General features: G+C 66.2%; 13 protein-coding genes. 5 read left to right on the top strand and 8 right to left on the bottom strand.

The window, feature by feature from the left end; all coding sequences use genetic code 11:
* Positions 1 to 15 precede the first annotated feature (15 nt).
* The 5 genes from hemE to AC6LJW_RS21370 all read left to right on the top strand — a co-directional run bounded on the left by hemE (position 16) and on the right by AC6LJW_RS21370 (position 7,528).
* Positions 16 to 1,089 (top strand): uroporphyrinogen decarboxylase, encoded by a 1,074-nt coding sequence (hemE, locus tag AC6LJW_RS21350; RefSeq protein WP_056564891.1) that lies wholly within the window; start codon positions 16 to 18, stop codon positions 1,087 to 1,089.
* Positions 1,090 to 1,440: 351 nt separating this feature from the next.
* The gene (locus AC6LJW_RS21355) at positions 1,441 to 3,531 is read left to right on the top strand and encodes a primosomal protein N' (protein WP_056564889.1); all 2,091 of its coding nucleotides are present in this window, start codon (positions 1,441 to 1,443) and stop codon (positions 3,529 to 3,531) included.
* Between the two features lie 242 nt (positions 3,532 to 3,773).
* A complete protein-coding gene (locus tag AC6LJW_RS21360; protein WP_056564886.1) occupies positions 3,774 to 5,837 on the top strand; it encodes a UvrD-helicase domain-containing protein in 2,064 nt (687 codons plus the stop codon).
* Between the two features lie 93 nt (positions 5,838 to 5,930).
* Positions 5,931 to 6,785, top strand: a complete 855-nt coding sequence (locus AC6LJW_RS21365; RefSeq protein ID WP_056564883.1) for a class II glutamine amidotransferase — start codon at positions 5,931 to 5,933, stop codon at positions 6,783 to 6,785.
* A 125-nt stretch (positions 6,786 to 6,910) separates the two neighbouring features.
* Positions 6,911 to 7,528: a hypothetical protein gene (locus tag AC6LJW_RS21370; protein WP_056564881.1), complete on the top strand. Its 618-nt coding sequence runs from the start codon at positions 6,911 to 6,913 to the stop codon at positions 7,526 to 7,528.
* A 75-nt stretch (positions 7,529 to 7,603) separates the two neighbouring features.
* Here the strand turns inward: AC6LJW_RS21370 and dapD are convergent, their stop codons facing one another.
* The 8 genes from dapD to AC6LJW_RS21410 form a co-directional block, all read right to left on the bottom strand.
* A complete protein-coding gene (gene dapD, locus AC6LJW_RS21375; protein WP_498088209.1) occupies positions 7,604 to 8,617 on the bottom strand; it encodes a 2,3,4,5-tetrahydropyridine-2,6-dicarboxylate N-succinyltransferase in 1,014 nt (337 codons plus the stop codon).
* A gap of 476 nt (positions 8,618 to 9,093) precedes the next feature.
* Positions 9,094 to 10,224 (bottom strand): M20 family metallopeptidase, encoded by a 1,131-nt coding sequence (locus tag AC6LJW_RS21380; protein WP_056566913.1) that lies wholly within the window; start codon positions 10,222 to 10,224, stop codon positions 9,094 to 9,096.
* A 33-nt stretch (positions 10,225 to 10,257) separates the two neighbouring features.
* A complete protein-coding gene (locus AC6LJW_RS21385; protein ID WP_498088210.1) occupies positions 10,258 to 11,163 on the bottom strand; it encodes an alpha/beta hydrolase in 906 nt (301 codons plus the stop codon).
* The gene (locus AC6LJW_RS21390; RefSeq protein WP_056564873.1) at positions 11,163 to 12,173 is read right to left on the bottom strand and encodes an ABC transporter ATP-binding protein; all 1,011 of its coding nucleotides are present in this window, start codon (positions 12,171 to 12,173) and stop codon (positions 11,163 to 11,165) included. Before AC6LJW_RS21390 ends, AC6LJW_RS21385 begins: the two co-directional genes overlap by 1 nt.
* A gap of 3 nt (positions 12,174 to 12,176) precedes the next feature.
* Positions 12,177 to 13,154, bottom strand: a complete 978-nt coding sequence (locus tag AC6LJW_RS21395) for an ABC transporter ATP-binding protein (protein WP_056564870.1) — start codon at positions 13,152 to 13,154, stop codon at positions 12,177 to 12,179.
* Complete coding sequence (locus AC6LJW_RS21400) at positions 13,151 to 14,071, bottom strand: ABC transporter permease (protein WP_056564867.1); 921 nt, start codon at positions 14,069 to 14,071, stop codon at positions 13,151 to 13,153. Before AC6LJW_RS21400 ends, AC6LJW_RS21395 begins: the two co-directional genes overlap by 4 nt.
* A 6-nt stretch (positions 14,072 to 14,077) precedes the next feature.
* Entirely contained in the window at positions 14,078 to 15,055 is a 978-nt protein-coding gene (locus AC6LJW_RS21405; protein ID WP_056564864.1) for an ABC transporter permease, read from the bottom strand.
* A gap of 61 nt (positions 15,056 to 15,116) precedes the next feature.
* Positions 15,117 to 16,137, bottom strand: a 1,021-nt coding sequence (locus AC6LJW_RS21410) for a M14 family metallopeptidase (RefSeq protein WP_498088211.1), incomplete at its 5' end; no start/stop codon positions are given.

Below are 16,137 nucleotides of genomic sequence, written 5' to 3' on the forward strand. Positions count from 1 at the left end.
TCATCGAGGTTAGCCGTGTCTGCTCCCCGTTTGAAGAACGATGTGTTCTTGCGCGCCCTGATGCGCGAACCCGTGCCCTATACCCCCATCTGGCTCATGCGCCAGGCGGGTCGCTATCTGCCCGAGTACCGCGAGACGCGTGCGCGTGCGGGCTCGTTCATGGGGTTGGCGCAGAATCCGGACTACGCCTCGGAAGTCACGCTGCAGCCTCTGGAGCGCTACGACCTGGACGCGGCCATCCTGTTTTCGGACATCCTGACTGTTCCGCACGCGATGGGCCTTGGCCTGGACTTCGCCGAGGGCGAGGGCCCGCGTTTTGCGCATCCCATCCGCACCGAGGAAGACGTCGCGCGCCTGGCGGTGCCCGACATGGACAAGCTGCGGTACGTGTTCGACGCCGTCAGCACGATCCGGCGCGATCTTGACGGCAAGGTGCCGCTGATCGGCTTTGCCGGCAGCCCGTGGACCATCGCCTGTTACATGGTCGAAGGCAAGGGCAGCGACGACTACCGTCTCATCAAGACCCTGCTGTATTCGCGTCCCGATCTGCTGCACCGCATTCTCGAAATCAATGCCGAAGCCACGCTGCAATACCTGAACGGCCAGATCGCCGCCGGCGCCCAGGCTGTGATGCTGTTCGACAGCTGGGGCGGGGTGCTGGCCGACGGCCTGTTCCAGCAGTTCTCGCTGGCTTACACGAAGAAGGTCGTTGCCGGCCTGACCCGCGAGCACGAAGGCCGGCGCGTGCCGGTCATCGTGTTCACCAAGGGCGGCGGCCAGTGGATTGAAGACATCGCGGCCTGTGGCAGCGACGCGGTGGGCCTGGACTGGACCGTGGACCTGGCGGCGGCTCGCCGCCGCACGGGAGACTCGGTCGCGTTTCAGGGCAACCTGGATCCGATGGCGCTGTTTGGCGGTGCAAGCGCCATTCGCACGGAAGCGCGGCGGGTGCTGGATGCGTTTGGGCCGGTGGGCAAGGGCGGCCATGTGTTCAATCTGGGACATGGCATTTCCCGCTTCACTCCGCCAGAAGCTGTAGCTGAATTGGTCGATGAAGTCCACCAGTACAGCCGCGCCCTCCACGCGTAAGTAAGTGAACGCTTCGGCCCCAAGGGCCGAAGCAGATGGACCCCGCGGACGACTTGTGCACATTAAATCCGGGGTCGGGGAAAACCCTCCCCAAGCTGGCTTACAATCTCGAAACCGGCTACAAGTGCTTGTTTTATATCGGAAAATATCGCTTATCAACAGGGATGCAATAGTTTGTGCATTCTTGCCATATTCCATTTTCTGATGTTGCTCTCGCCTTTTCCCCAAAGTTATCCACAGGCGCCGGTGGATCAGTGGCGCCAAGGCAAGCGAAAATCCGCCAATGCTGCCCGGCGCTGTCCTCATCCTTTCGGCTAGTCCTATTTCAGTAGATGAATGTCCCCAGACTCCATGCCTGACGCGCAAGCGAATCCCGACACCGCAGCGGTGTGCTGGGTGCGCGTCGCGCTGGACGTGCCGCTGCCCGGCCCGTTCGATTACCGCAGCGACGCGCCGATTGCGGCCGGCTTGCGGGTGATCGTTCCGTTCGGCCGGCGCAAGATGATCGGCGTGGTCGTCGACAACCCTGCCGAGCCCTCTTTCGAGCCCAAGCAGATCCGGCCGATCGAGGCGGTGCTGGACGATCTGCCGCCATTTGACGAGGCCTGGTTGCGCATGGCGCGCTTTGCCGCCGACTACTATCAGCGGCCCCTGGGCGAGGTAATGCTGCCCACGCTGCCGCCGCCGCTGCGCAAGCCCACGTCCTACCAGGGCAAGCGGTCCGGGGAAGGACCCGTGGCGCGCATGGATGCGCGCAAGCGCAAGACCGCGCGGGCGCCGGCCACGCCCGACCAGCCGCCGGCGCTGAACGAAGCCCAGGAGGCGGCGGTGCAGGCTATCGCGGCGCTCGGCGGCTTCAAGCCGGTGCTGTTGCATGGCGTGACGGGCAGCGGCAAGACCGAGGTCTATCTGCGCGCCGCCGAAAAGGTCCTGGCGGCAGGGCGGCAGGTGCTGCTGCTGGTGCCGGAAATCAATCTGACGCCGCAGCTCGAAGCCGCGTTGCGGGCGCGCCTGGAAGCGCTGGTCGGACCGGAGGGGCTGGCGGTGATGCACAGCGGCCTGTCCGACGGCGAGCGGCTGCAGGCGTGGACCCGCGCCCAGCGCGGCCAAGCGCGCATGCTGTTGGGCACGCGCATGTCGATCTTCGCGCCGCTGACGGAACTGGGCCTGATCGTGGTCGACGAAGAGCACGATACGTCCTACAAACAGCAGGACGGATTGCGCTATTCGGCGCGCGATCTGGCGGTGTGGCGCGCGCACGACCTGAACATTCCGGTGGTGCTGGGTTCGGCCACGCCGTCGCTGGAAACCTGGCAGCACGCCGAGCGCGGGCGTTACCTGCGCCTGACGTTGCCCGGCCGCGCGCGGTCCAACGAGCTACCCAAGATCCGCCTGGTGGATACGCGCCGCCTGCAGATGAAGCAAGGGCTGTCGCCCCAGCTCCTTGAAGCCATCGGCCAGCGGCTCGAGCGCAAGGAGCAGGTGCTGATCTTCCTGAACCGGCGCGGTTATTCGCCGGTGCTGCATTGCCAGTCCTGCGCGTGGGTCAGCAACTGCCCGCGCTGCACGGCCTTTACCGTGCTGCATCGCACGGACTTTCGCGGCCATCGCCTGCAGTGCCATCACTGCGGCTATCAGGCCCCCGTGCCGCGCGCGTGCCCCGAATGCGGCGACCAGGACCTGGCGCCCATGGGCCGCGGCACACAGCGCGTCGAGGAACACCTGGCCGAACTCTTTCCCGAGGCGCGGATCCTGCGCATCGACGCCGACAGCACGCGCAAGAAGGGCAGCGCCGAAGCGCTGTTCGCGTCCGTGCACGCGGGCGAGGTCGACATCCTGGTCGGAACGCAGATGGTGGCCAAGGGCCACGACTTTGCGCGGCTGGGCCTGGTCGGCGTGCTGAACGCGGACTCCATGCTGTTCGCCCACGATTTCCGGGCGCCCGAGCGCCTGTTCGCGCAACTGATGCAGGTGGCCGGCCGCGCGGGCCGTCATCAGGGCAACGGTGAAGTGCTGATCCAGACCGGTTACCCGGAGCAGCCCGTGTACCAGGCCTTGCTGCGCCACGACTACGCGGGGTTTGCGCGCCACGCGCTGCACGAGCGCGAAAGCACGGGCTTGCCCCCTTACGTCTACCAGGCGCTGCTGACCGCCGAGGCGCGCGAGCTGAAGGTGGCCCAGGCGTTTCTGGAGCAGGCCCGCGTACTGCCCGAAGGCGAATGGGCGGCCGATTTTCCTGGCATGGACGCGATCATGCTGTACGACCCCGTGCCGCTGCGCGTGGTGCGCGTGGCCAACATCGAGCGCGCCCAACTGCTGGCCGAAAGCAGCAGCCGGCCGGCCTTGCAGGCGTTTCTTGCGTCGTGGTCGCACCACCTGCCCTACCTGGCCAACGAGGCGCGCGTGCGCTGGCAACTGGAAGTCGATCCGCTGGAAATCTGACGGACGATTGCCCCGTGCGACGATGCGCGGATCTGTCCCTTCGGCAACCCGCCGGTGCGTCATCGACCCGATTGTTCTATGATCGTCTTCCTCTATCGCACCGGCGCGGCAGACCCGCTGCGGCGACTGCGCCCGTCCCCTTTTTCTCGCGTTTTTCCGGCCCATTGACGGGCAGCGGCAGGCCCTTTGCTTGCCGGCTGCGCTGGCATGGCCGCCGCGACGCATGACGATCTGACTCTCCAATGTCCGCAACCGAACCGATTGGCCACGGCATGAATCCCGCGCAGCGGGAGGCGACGCTCTACCTGGACGGCCCGTGCCTCGTCCTGGCGGGCGCCGGCAGCGGCAAGACGCGCGTCATCACGCAGAAGATCGCCTACCTGCTGCGCGAATGCGGCTACATGGGCCGCAACGTCGTCGCCCTGACCTTCACCAACAAGGCCGCCCGCGAAATGGACGAGCGCGTGAAGACGCTGGTCGACCGCAAGCTGTCCAAGGGCCTGATCATCAGCACCTTCCACTCGCTGGGCGTGAAGATGCTGCGCGAAGAGGCGCGCAACGCGGGCCTGAAGCCCACGTTCTCCATCCTGGACGCCGACGACGCCATGGGGATCATCCAGGAACTGCTGGCGACCACTGACAAGGCGCGCCTGCGCCACGTGCAGGGCATTATCTCGTTGTGGAAAAACGCGCTGCTGGAGCCGGACGACGCCGCGCGCGAGGCCATCACGCCGGGCGATGTCGAAGCCGCCAACGTCTATCGCAGCTACGCCGCCACGCTGGCCGCCTACCAGGCAGTGGACTTCGACGACCTCATCCGCATTCCCGCGCAACTCTTGGCCAGCAACGAAGAAGTGCGCACCCGTTGGCAGAATCGCGTGCGCTACCTGCTGGTGGACGAATACCAGGACACCAACGTGTGCCAGTACCGGCTGGTGCAACTGCTGACTGGCCCGCGCGCCATGTTCACTGCGGTGGGCGACGACGACCAGGCCATCTACGCCTGGCGCGGCGCCACCATCGAGAACCTGGCCAAGCTGACCACCGACTACCCCAACATCAAGCTCATCAAGCTCGAGCAGAACTACCGCTCGGTGCAGCGCATTCTGGCGGCCGCCAACCAGGTCATCGAAAAGAATCCCAAGCTCTTCGAAAAGAAGCTGTGGTCCGAGCTGGGGGTGGGCGAACCCATCGTGGTGTCGGCCATGGACGGCGAGGAGCAGGAGGCCGAGTCCATCGCCATGAAGGTGTCCGCCGCGCGCTTCGAGCGCCAGGCGCAGTGGAAGGATTTCGCCATCCTGTACCGCAGCAATCATCAGTCGCGCATCCTGGAGCAGGCGCTGCGCAACCTGAAGATCCCGTACACGATCTCCGGCGGGCAAAGCTTCTTCGACAAGGCCGAGGTGCGCGACATCCTGGCCTACCTGCGCGTGCTGGCCAACGACGATGACGACCCCGCCTTCATCCGCGCGGCCACCACGCCCAAGCGCGGCATCGGCCAGGCCACGTTGCAGGCGCTGGGCCAGTATGCCGCCAGCCGCGAACTGTCGCTCCTGGCTGCCGTGGCCGAAACCGGCCTCGAAAGCGTCCTGGCGCCGCGCCAGCTTGAACAGCTGCGCACCTTCGCGGAATTCATCCGCCGCATGCAGTGGCGCGCCGGACGCGGCGCAGCCTCCGGCAAGGACGCGGCGCCCGCGGAACCGGCAGGCGCGATCCTCGACGACCTCCTCGAAGCCATCCAGTACGAGCGGCACCTGTTCGAACTCTTCGAAGAACGGCCCGCGCAGACACGGTGGCAGAATGTCCTGGAGCTGACCGGCTGGCTCAAGCGCAAGGCCGAGGAAGACAATATGACGCTCTTCGACCTGGTGCAGCACGTGGCGCTCGTCACCATGCTGGAGCGCGGCGAGGAAGAAGCGCCCGATGCCGTCAAGATGTCCACGCTGCACGCCTCCAAGGGCCTCGAGTACCCGCACGTGTATCTGGCGGGCGTCGAAGAAGGCCTGCTGCCTCACCTGGGCAAGGACGACGAAGTGGGCGATCCGGCGCGCGCCGCCGAGAACCTGGCGACCCGCATCCAGGAAGAGCGGCGCCTGATGTACGTCGGCATCACCCGCGCGCAGCGCAGCCTGAACCTGAGCTGGTGCAAGCGCCGCCGCCGCGCGCGCGAAGACCTGGTGCGCGAGCCGTCGCGCTTCATCGAGGAAATGGGCCTGGGCGATGTGCGTATCCAAGAGGACGACGCGACCGCCGCCATGAGCCCCAAGGAGCGCATGGCCATGCTGAAGGCGCTGCTGAACAAGTAGGGGCCGAGTCGGGGCAAACGGCGCCCCGGCGCGGGCTTGAAGAAATGCGCGGGTCGCTCCTACACTGGCCTGTCCGGATCGAAGGAGCGCATCATGTGCCGTTGGCTGGCTTACACCGGTAGTCCCCTGCAGATGGAGAGCGTGCTGTTCAAGGCCAAGCACTCTCTGATCGAACAAAGCCTGCATTCCCGCCTGGGCGCCACCACCACGAACGGCGACGGTTTCGGGTTGGGCTGGTATAGCCGCGGCGTCGAAGGCCGGCCCAGCGAACCGCCGTTCCGCTATCGCAGCGTGCATCCGGCGTGGAACGACCGCAATCTGCGCGAGGCGGCCCGCGCCATCCACGCGCCGCTGTTCGTCGCGCACATCCGCGCCGCCACCGACACGCCCGCGCAAGAGACCAACTGCCACCCTTTTCGCCATGGGCAATGGCTGTTCGTGCACAACGGCCTTATCCGCGACTACCCGCTGCTGCGGCGTGATCTGATGCTGATGATCGCGCCCGCGTATTTCGGATCGTTGGAAGGCTCCACGGATTCCGAGGTGATGTTTCTTCTGGCGCTTACGTTCGGCCTGGACGAGGATCCGATCCCCGCACTTGCCCGCATGGTCGGCGCCGTCGAGGAAACCGGCCGGCGCCATGGCGTGGCGCATCCCATCAACATGACGGTGTGCGCGCTGGACGGCGAGCGGCTGATCGCGGTGCGCTATTCCAGCGAAGGCGACTCGCGCACGCTGTTTCACAACACCTGCGTGCGTCACCTGCGCGAACTCTACCCGGACAACGCGCAGATCGCCGCCATGGACGACGACGCCTTTCTGCTGCTGTCCGAGCCGCTGTCGGACATGGCCGGTGTCTGGGAAGAAGTGCCCGAGTCCACGGCGATCATCGCGGGACGCGGCGACGTGCAGCACCTGCGTTTCGCGCCGATTCCGCCGGGCGAGTGATTTTCGTTCAAAGTGCCGGAATTGGGGTCATCAAGCACGTATTTCTCATATGGGGGAGAATACGGCTCGCAAGACATTGCGACGTCCTGGGCCGCGAGAGCACCCCAATTCAATCAGGAAGTTGCATGACAGATAGAGAAACCCCGCAGGCCCTAGACGCATTCGCGGTGTTTACCCGCACGGGGAGCGCCCCGGATTGCTTTGAATTGCACGAAAACGGCGTTGTCAGCCAGGAAGGCGGCGCCCGTATCTACACCGCCTTTGCGGACATCCAGGACCTTTGCCTGTACACCGGCCAGCCGGACACGGCAGCAGGATCCGCCGACCGTCTGGCATACCGCAGCCCTGCGCAAGGCGCCTGGACGGTTGCCGCTGGCGTCGACGAATTTCCCGCCTTCATGGACGCCTTCCGCTCGCACTACGTGGCGCGCCGGCTGCCGGTTCTGGAGACGCTGACGGAGCAGGGCGAGCGCGTCACGTTCCGCTATGTCACCGGCGGCACCTTCCCGGACTTCGAAACGCGCGAAGTGTCCTTGTCGGCGCAAGGCCTGCACCTCGACGGCGTCACGTGGCCCTACGAGTCGCTGCAGCCCATCGATCTCAATGACTGGACCGACACGGTCACCCTGCAGGACGACAGCGGCAAGACGGTTTTCTCATGCCGCGTCGCGCGCATCCTGAGTTCCGATCTTTTCGTCAACCTGGTGTACAACCAGTTGGGGCAAACGGCGGAATACGCCTGACGCCCAGGCGCCGGCTCGGGGGACCGAGCGCACGGCGCATCACTGATATGGCCGCTCGCAGCGGCCATATTCCATTCAGTGGCCCGCATGCAGCGCGGGATTCAGCGCGCCCCACGCTGCGGTGCGCACCAGCGCTTCCACCGCGCCGGTCTGCGAATTGCGGCGGAACAGCAGCCCGTGCTGGCCCGCCAGCGACACGGCCTTGACCACCGCGCCCTCCGGCGTCAGTACGCGCGTGCCGGCGGTGACGTAGCAGCCGGCCTCGACCACGCAGTCGTCGCCCAGCGAGATGCCGATGCCCGAATTGGCGCCAAGCAGGCAACGCTTGCCGATGGACACCACCTGCTTGCCGCCGCCCGACATGGTCCCCATGATCGACGCGCCGCCGCCGATATCGGTGCCGTCGTCCACGATCACGCCCGCGCTGATGCGGCCTTCGACCATGGACGCGCCGAGCGTGCCAGCGTTGAAATTGCAGAACCCTTCATGCAGCACGGTGGTGCCCGGCGACAGATGCGCGCCGAGCCGCACGCGCGCCGTGTCCGCGATGCGCACGCCACTGGCCACGACGTAATCGGTCATGCGCGGAATCTTGTCCACGCCGCGAATCTCCAGCACTTGCCCGGTGGCGCGCAGATGCCAACGCAGCGCGTCGACCTGATCCACCGCACACGGCCCCACCGACGTCCACGCGACGTTGGCGAGCACGCCAAACAACCCATCCAGATTGGCGCCATGCGGCCGGATGAGCCGGTGACTGAGCAGATGCAGACGCAGATAGGCGTCATGGGCATCGACGGGCGGTTCGTCGAGCGATGAAATGGCGGTGCGCACGGCAACGATATCGACCTTGCGGCGCGTGTCCCGGACAAGGGCCGTGGCAACGTGCTCGCCCAGCGCGGCGCGGGCTTCCTCCGGCGTCAGATGACGCGTCCCGGTGGGCGGGGCGTTGTCGGCGATCGAGGGACGCGGATACCAGGTGTCAAGGATGGTGCCGTCGGCGGCTAAGGTGGCTAGGCCGTAGGCGATGGCGCTGGTGGGGGCGGCGTGCATGGGAGGGAGGGTGATGGCGATTTTGGTGGGCGACATTCTAGGCGAATGGGCTTGGATGTTGGTGGTATTCGGGTGGCGGCGTCTTTTGTCTGCGTCTGGGGCTTTAACTAGGTGTCAGACACCCGCCGCTGCCGGTGTCTGACACCCTTGGGAGACGCACATGGTATGAGGCGAATCTCACCAGGGTGTCAGACACCTGGGGACTTGCCGACCCGTACGCGCCGCCCATCGGGCACTGGAGTTCGATGGACGGTTAATGCCGTCTGTGCCTGAGCCTGGCGAGAGCGTCTGCCGCTGCCGGTGTCTGACACCCTTGGGAGACGCACATGGTATGAAGCGAATCTCACCAGGGTGTCAGACACCTGGGGCAGAAGCAGCCACACGCGAAGCGTCATCCCCACGACGCAAGACACCGCGTAAGTCCCCGAAGGCCGCCCGCCCCAGGTCCACGCGGCGCCGGGCGTCCAAAGAACTGAACCCTTCGCACAACCCGCCCAAGAAAAACAAAAAACTTAAGCCAAATCCCGCAGCAGCAATTCCCAAAACTTCAACCGCTGCTCCAACGTAGACACCAGCACATACTCATTCAACGTATGCGCTCCATCCCCATCAGCTCCCAACCCATCGAGCGTCGGAATACCCATGGCCGACGTGAAGTTGGCATCGCTGCCGCCACCCGTCATCGGCGCATCCTCAAGCAGAAAGCCCGCGCGGTCCGCAAAGCCCTGCACCAAGGCCAGCAACGCAGCCGCCTCCTCAGTCTTCACCATCGGCGGACGGTTCAGTTCCACGTCGATGTCCAGTTCAACGTCCGGACCCACCGCGCACAGTTCACGCATCCGGCGCAGCACGTCTTCCGCGGCTCCCATGTCCGGCACGCGGAAATCCACCACGCAGCGGCACAGCGCCGGGACCGTGTTGGTGACCGTGCCGCCCGCGATCGTGCCCACGCTGACCGTGATGCCGCGGTCGTAGTCGGTCATGGCTTCCAGTGCCAGCACCTGATGCGCCATTTCACGAATAGCGCTGCGGCCCTTCTCGTGTTGCATGCCCGCGTGGGCCGGGCGGCCCTTGACGTTCAGGTTCAGCATGCCCGTGCCCTTGCGCGCCGTGACGCACTTGCCGCCGTTGGGGCGGGCCGGTTCGCAGACCAGGGCGTACTTCGCGTTCGCAGCAAAGCGTTCGATGTGCGCCCGCGACGCGTGGCTGCCCGTTTCTTCGTCCGGGACCACCAAGAAGTCCACCGGCAGTTGCGTCGCACCCGGACGCGCCACGCCCGCCAGGGCCGTCAGCGCCAGATAGATGCCCGCCTTCATGTCATAGCTGCCCGGTCCGTAGAGACGGTCGCCGTCGATACGCACCGGGTTCTCCAGCAGCGTGCCGACCGGATGCACCGTATCCATGTGCGCCAGGATCAGGATGCCGGGACGCGTATCGCCCGGCGCGCGGTTGGTCGCGTACAGCAGCGGCCCCGTCGTGGGGCCCAGCGACGACAGCTCCACCGTCAGGCCGGCGGCGGCCGCGTAGTCGGCGATGATGCGCGCCATCGCGGCGATGCCTTCCGGGAAGTTCGACGGCGACTCGCATTTCAGCCAGCCTTGGATGCCGGCGACGATCTGTTCAGTGCTTTGGGTGTTGGACATGGCGGTATCGGATTTCAGCAATGGAAAAGGGATTCAGGCGACTTGCTGGCCGGCCAGACGGGCCAGTTCGGCATCGTCGGGCATCTTGCCGTCGAACCACAGGCTGGCGCAGACGGCCGACATCGCGCGGCCGTCGTGGCCGATGCCGGGCACCACCTGCAGCTTCCAGCCAAACGGCACGCCGCGGCGCTCGGCTTCCTTGCGGCCGAACTCGAAGTAGTTCTGCGCGCGGGCAAAGCGGTGCGGGCCCTGGCGCATGGCGGCGGGTTCGGACGGCAGGTTGGGATCGTTGGTCTCGATGTCCTTGTCGCCCGCCAGGATCGTCATCGGGTAGGCCAGCAGCTTCACCAGATGATCCTCGGTCAGCCCCACGCCGTCCATGCCCTCGGGATAGGGATGATCGAACGTCGGCAGCGTGTACCAGCCGGGATTGCCCGCCGTCACTGCCTTGAAGGGCGCATGCGGCTGGCTGCTCATCAGGCGGTGTACGAATTGGCCGCCCGCGCTGTGGCCGAACAGGTAGACGTTCTGCCCGTCGGTGATTTCGCCGGCGATCATGTCCTTGATGACGTTACCCACCAGCGCGTACGTCCAGCCATCGATGTGGCGCGGGTTGCCCCCGGCCGAAAACACGCGGCCGTTGTTGTAGCTCTCAACGCCCGGCCAGATCTCGTTCGAGAAGGTCAGCGCCACGATCAGCAGCTTGTGCTTGTCCGCGGCCTCGACCCAGAAGTCCCGGTATTCGTCGCCGTTGCGCAGCACGCCGTGCTGCACGATGACCACCGGGCGGTCCGGCGTGTAGCCGTAGGGGCGGTAGGTCTGCAGCTTGAACGGACGGTCGTGGTTGCGGTCCTCGTCCACGTACAGGATGGCGTTGCGGCCGGCGTGGCCCATTTCGATGGCGATGCGGTCCACGTTGGACATATCGGAAGGTTTCATCAGGCGCTCGCTTCGTTCAGGTGGCAGGCCGACCAGTGGCCCGCCGAGATTTCTTTCAGGGCCGGCGCCACTTCGCGGCAGCGCGGCATCGCGTGGGGACAACGGGGATTGAACGTGCAGCCGGAAGGCGGATTCAGCGGCGAAGGAATCTCGCCCTTGATCGGCGTGAACTTGCGGCCGCGGCGCGCCACGTCCGGCACTTCAGCCATCAAGGCCTGCGTGTATGGGTGGTTGGCGCGGGCAAAGATTTCGGCAGACGTCGAGATCTCAACGATCTTACCCAGATACATGATCGCGACGCGGTCCGAGATGTGCTTGACCACGCCCAGGTCATGGCTGATGAACAGGTACGTGAAGCCGTGCTGCTCGCGCAGGTCCATGAACAGGTTGATCACCTGCGCCTGAATCGACACGTCCAGCGCGGCGACAGGTTCGTCACAGACCAGGAACTTGGGCGCCACCATCAGCGCGCGGGCGATGCCGATGCGCTGGCGCTGGCCGCCCGAGATCTGGTGCGGGAAGCGGTCGCGGTATTCCGTGTCCAGACCCACTTCCGTAAGCGCCTGGTCGATGCGGCCGGGAATATCGGCCGGCGGCGCCAGCTTGTGGACCTTGAGCGACTCGCCCAGGATCTGCCGCAGCCGCTGACGCGGGTTCAGCGACGCCTGCGGATCCTGGAAGATCATCTGCACACCCAGCGTGTACGCCAGCTTGCCGGCGCCGCGCAGGCGGTTCGCGTCCTGTCCTTGGTACAGCAGCTCGCCTTCGGTCTGGCGGTGCAGGCCGGCCACGACGCGTCCCAGCGTGGACTTGCCGCAACCGGACTCGCCCACCAGGCCCACGACTTCGCCGCGCTTGATGGACAGGTCCACGCCGTTCACTGCGTACACGGTGCGGCGGTCGATGGGGCGGCCGGTCAGGGCGAGGATGCGTTGGGCCAGGTCAGGCCGTTGCTCGAAGCGTTTGTGGACGTTCTTGAGCTCGATGACGGGGGTATCGGCTTGGCTCATGGCTTACTGTGCCTCGCGGGCGATCGGCACGTAACAGCGATAGCTGCGCGAACCTTCGGTGGTGACGGAGGGGGCTTGCTCGGTGCAGCGCGTGACCGCGTTGGTGCAGCGCGGCCGGAACGCACAGCCCGACGGGCGGCCGGCAAGGCTGGGCGCCATGCCGTTGATCTGGTGCAGGCGCGCGCCCGGCTGTGTCGCGCCAGGCATGGAGTCCAGCAGGCCCCGGGTATAGGGGTGGCGCGGCGCATCCAGCACCTGTTCGACGGGGCCGCTTTCCACGATGCGGCCGGCATACATCACGGCCACGCGGTCCGCCAGCTCGGCCACCACGCCCAGATCATGGGTGATCCAGATCAGCGCCGTGTTGTGCTCGCGGCAGATCTGCTGCATGCGGTACAGGATCTGGCCCTGGATGGTGACGTCCAGCGCGGTCGTGGGCTCGTCGCAGATGATCAGGTCGGGCTTGTTCAGCATCGCAATGGCGATCGCCACGCGCTGGCGCATGCCGCCCGAGAATTCGTGCGGATAGCTCTTCAAGCGCGTCTCCGGCGACGGAATGCCGACCATGGCAAGCGCCTCGCGGCAGCGTTCCTCGGCCTGGGCGCGTGGCACGTCCTCGTGCGTCAGGATGGCTTCCATCATCTGCTCGCCGATGCGCAGCACCGGGTTCAGCGTCATCAGCGGATCCTGGAAGATCATGGCGATGCGATTGCCGCGAAGCTGGCGCATCTGTTCTTCGGACAGCTTGCGCAGGTCCGTACCCTTGAACTTCACCTCGCCGTCGACGACTTCGCCCGGCGGGTCGATGAGACCCAGCAGCGAAAAGCCCGTAACGGACTTGCCCGAACCGGACTCGCCCACCAGACCCACGATCTCGCCACGGCGCACGGTCAGATCGACGCCGTCGACCGCCAGCCACGCGCCGGCCTCGGTATGGAATGCAGTGCGCAGGCCGCGCACATCAAGAAGAATGTCGCTCATGCTCGGCGCGGGTCCAGGGCTTCGCGCAGGCGATCGCCCACGATGTTGATGGAGAGGATGAGAACCAGGAGCGCAATGCCCGGGAACAGGCTGATCCAGTAGTCGCCCGACAGCAGGTATTGGAAGCCGTTGGAGATCAACAGGCCCAGCGACGGTTCGGTGATTGGCACGCCCACGCCCAGGAACGACAGCGTCGCTTCCAGCGCGATCGCGGTGGCGATCTGGATGGTGGCGAACACCATCACCGGACCCAGGCAGTTGGGCAGGAGGTGAAACAGCATGATGCGCCAGGCCGGAAAGCCCAGGTTGGCGGCGGCCTCGACGTATTCCTTGCGGCGTTCCTGCAGGGCGCGGCTGCGCATGATGCGCGCGTAGTGCCCCCATTGCACAAGGACAAGCGCCAGGATCACCTTGTCGACCCCTCGGCCCAGCACCACCAGCAGCACCAGCGCCACCAGAATGGTCGGAAAGCCCAGGATGAAGTCGACGATGCGCATCAGCACGGTGTCGACCCAGCCGCCGATGTAGGCGGCCACCAGGCCGATCGCGCCGCCGATGGCGGTTGCCAGCACGACGGCGGACAGGCCCACCATCAGGCTGATGCGCAGGCCATACAGGATGGCGCTGAGCATGTCGCGGCCCTGATCGTCGGTGCCCAGCCACGCGATGCTGCCGTCCATCAACGCCTGGCGTGGTGCGAGGCGTCCGTCCATGAGCGACAGGTTGGCCAGATCGTACGGATTCTGCGGCGCAAAGAAAGGCGCGAAGACCACCAGGATGATCAGGACGGACAGCGCGATGACGGAGCCGCGCACCGTGGGGCGCGCATGCAGTTTTTTCAGAATGGCGGCGCGCCGGGGCGTCTCGGCCAGAGGCTGGACGGTGCGGGTGCGGCCGGGATTGGGAGAGTTAGCCATGGCGGTTCAATGAGCGGGGGCCACGAGCTGCACGCGCGGGTCGAGCGCGGCGTACAGGATGTCGACAACCAGGTTGATGATGACGAAGATCAGCGTGACCAGCATCACGTAGGCAACGACGACGGGGCGGTCGAGCTGGTACACGCTGTCGATCAGCAGCTTGCCCATGCCGGGCCATGCGAACACGGTCTCGGTGATGGTCGAGTAGGCGATCAGCGTGCCGAACTCCATGCCGATCACCGTGACCACCGGGATCAGGATGTTGCGCAGGATATGGCGGCGCACGATGCGGCCGGGCTTGACACCCTTGGCGCGCGCGAACTTCACGTAGTCCTGGCTGCGGGCTTCCACCACGCCGGAGGCCGTCAGGCGCAGCACCAGGGCGATGTTCGCCAGCGCCAGGTTGATGGCGGGCATGATCAGGTGCGACCAGCCGTCGGCGGTCAGGATGGACAGGCGCACGCCCAGCACGGTCACCGTGTCGCCGCGGCCGGTGGCCGGCAGCCAGCCTAGCCAGACGGCGAACAGCAGGATCAGCATCATGCCCTGCCAGAAGTTCGGCAGCGAAAAGCCCAGCACGGACGAGGCCATGATGCCGCGGCCCACGTACTCATCGCGGTACAGGCCCGCGACCAGGCCCAGCGGAATGCCGATCACACAGGTCAGCATGATCGCGACGATCACGAGCTCGAACGTGGCCGGAATGCGCTGCACGATCAGTTCGATCGCCGGGATGCCGTGCACGAACGAGGTGCCCAGGTCGCCGTGCAGCGCGCGCCACAGGAACCCGGTGTACTGCTGCCACACGGGCAGGTCCAGGCCCAGGCGGGCGATCATCGCCTCGCGCGCGGCCTGGCTGGCTTCAGGGCTGACCAGCAGTTCGATCGGGTCGCCCACGGCATACACCGCGAAAAAGACCACGACCGACACGGCCAGCAGCACGAACAGACTCTGTATCAGTCTGCGTAGGATGAACAAGGCCACGAGATGATTTCCTTGGTGGGCTCAGGGTTGGGGAAAAGCCGGGGGGTTGGCAGGCCGTTCGTCAGGCAATCGGCTGTGCCAGGCGCACGACGGTGACGCCGGGCCGCAGGTTGGCGGTGGACGGCATGATGAGCACGCAGTTGTCGTACGGGGTGGTGACGGGTTCGCCTTCCGACCAGCCGATGATGGTGCCTGCCTGGGGCAGTATCTCCAGGCCCTTCCAGGCCTCGGCAAAACGGAAGTCGGCGCTCTTGGCGGCGACGGCGTGTGTGACGCGCAGCGCACGCTGCAGGGGCGCGCCGGGCGCGAACCAGGCGGCGGGGATGTCGCTGCGGTCCACCGTGCCGGCCTGCACCAGAAAGCGCGCCATCTGATCGGCGGCCACGCCGCGCGCCTCGGGGGCGCCGTGGAAACCGCATTCAATCAGCAGGGACCGCGTGCCGTTGTCGCCGGCTTCGCCAAAGCGGCCGAAATCGCGCATGCGAACGCCGGCGGCATGGCCGGCGTCGGCAATGATGGTGGCGGGATTGCCCAGGGACAGCGCCAGATCGATGTTGCGCTGTTCCAGGCCGGTCAGCTGCAGCGGCACGTCGGAATTGCTCATCGAGTGGAAGTCCAGCAGCCAGTCGGCCTCTTCCACCCACGGGCGGAGTTCGGCGGCGCGGCGGCGCTCTTGCGTGATCGGCGCGGACAGCTTGTCCTCGCTCCAGACGCGGTTCATGTCTTCGTCCACGAAGCGCGCGGGGGCGTAATTGCGGGAATCGAAGCGGTCGAAGGCCGCCAGGTTACAGAACGCCAGCGTCAGCGTGCCGCGGCGCGGGCGCAGGCCGGCGGCAAGCAGGTCCTTCAGCGCCCAGGCGCCGCACAGCTCGTTGCCGTGGATCAGCGCGCTCAGCATCACCCGCTTGCCGGGCGCACCGGAATCGAAATGCCAGACGCCGGGCGTATCGGTGTTGCCCAAGCGCTCGGCCGACAAGTCCGGACAGGCCAACAGGAAAGGACGGGGGGCAGGGGCGGACGTAGACGGGGGCAAAGACGTGGGCATGACGGTTCCGATGAAGCGAGACGATTGTAGGGGATGG

This window comes from Achromobacter sp. 1012554356, assembly GCF_059760815.1.

Bases quoted from the DNA above. Each gene is read 5' to 3' on its own strand.
- AC6LJW_RS21355 (WP_056564889.1), top strand. From the start codon at position 1,441: ATGCCTGACGCGCAAGCGAATCCCGACACCGCAGCGGTGTGCTGGGTG.
- AC6LJW_RS21360 (WP_056564886.1), top strand. From the start codon at position 3,774: ATGTCCGCAACCGAACCGATTGGCCACGGCATGAATCCCGCGCAGCGG.
- AC6LJW_RS21365 (WP_056564883.1), top strand. From the start codon at position 5,931: ATGTGCCGTTGGCTGGCTTACACCGGTAGTCCCCTGCAGATGGAGAGC.
- AC6LJW_RS21370 (WP_056564881.1), top strand. From the start codon at position 6,911: ATGACAGATAGAGAAACCCCGCAGGCCCTAGACGCATTCGCGGTGTTT.
- dapD (WP_498088209.1), bottom strand. From the start codon at position 8,617: ATGTCGCCCACCAAAATCGCCATCACCCTCCCTCCCATGCACGCCGCC.
- AC6LJW_RS21380 (WP_056566913.1), bottom strand. From the start codon at position 10,224: ATGTCCAACACCCAAAGCACTGAACAGATCGTCGCCGGCATCCAAGGC.
- AC6LJW_RS21385 (WP_498088210.1), bottom strand. From the start codon at position 11,163: ATGAAACCTTCCGATATGTCCAACGTGGACCGCATCGCCATCGAAATG.
- AC6LJW_RS21390 (WP_056564873.1), bottom strand. From the start codon at position 12,173: ATGAGCCAAGCCGATACCCCCGTCATCGAGCTCAAGAACGTCCACAAA.
- AC6LJW_RS21395 (WP_056564870.1), bottom strand. From the start codon at position 13,154: ATGAGCGACATTCTTCTTGATGTGCGCGGCCTGCGCACTGCATTCCAT.
- AC6LJW_RS21400 (WP_056564867.1), bottom strand. From the start codon at position 14,071: ATGGCTAACTCTCCCAATCCCGGCCGCACCCGCACCGTCCAGCCTCTG.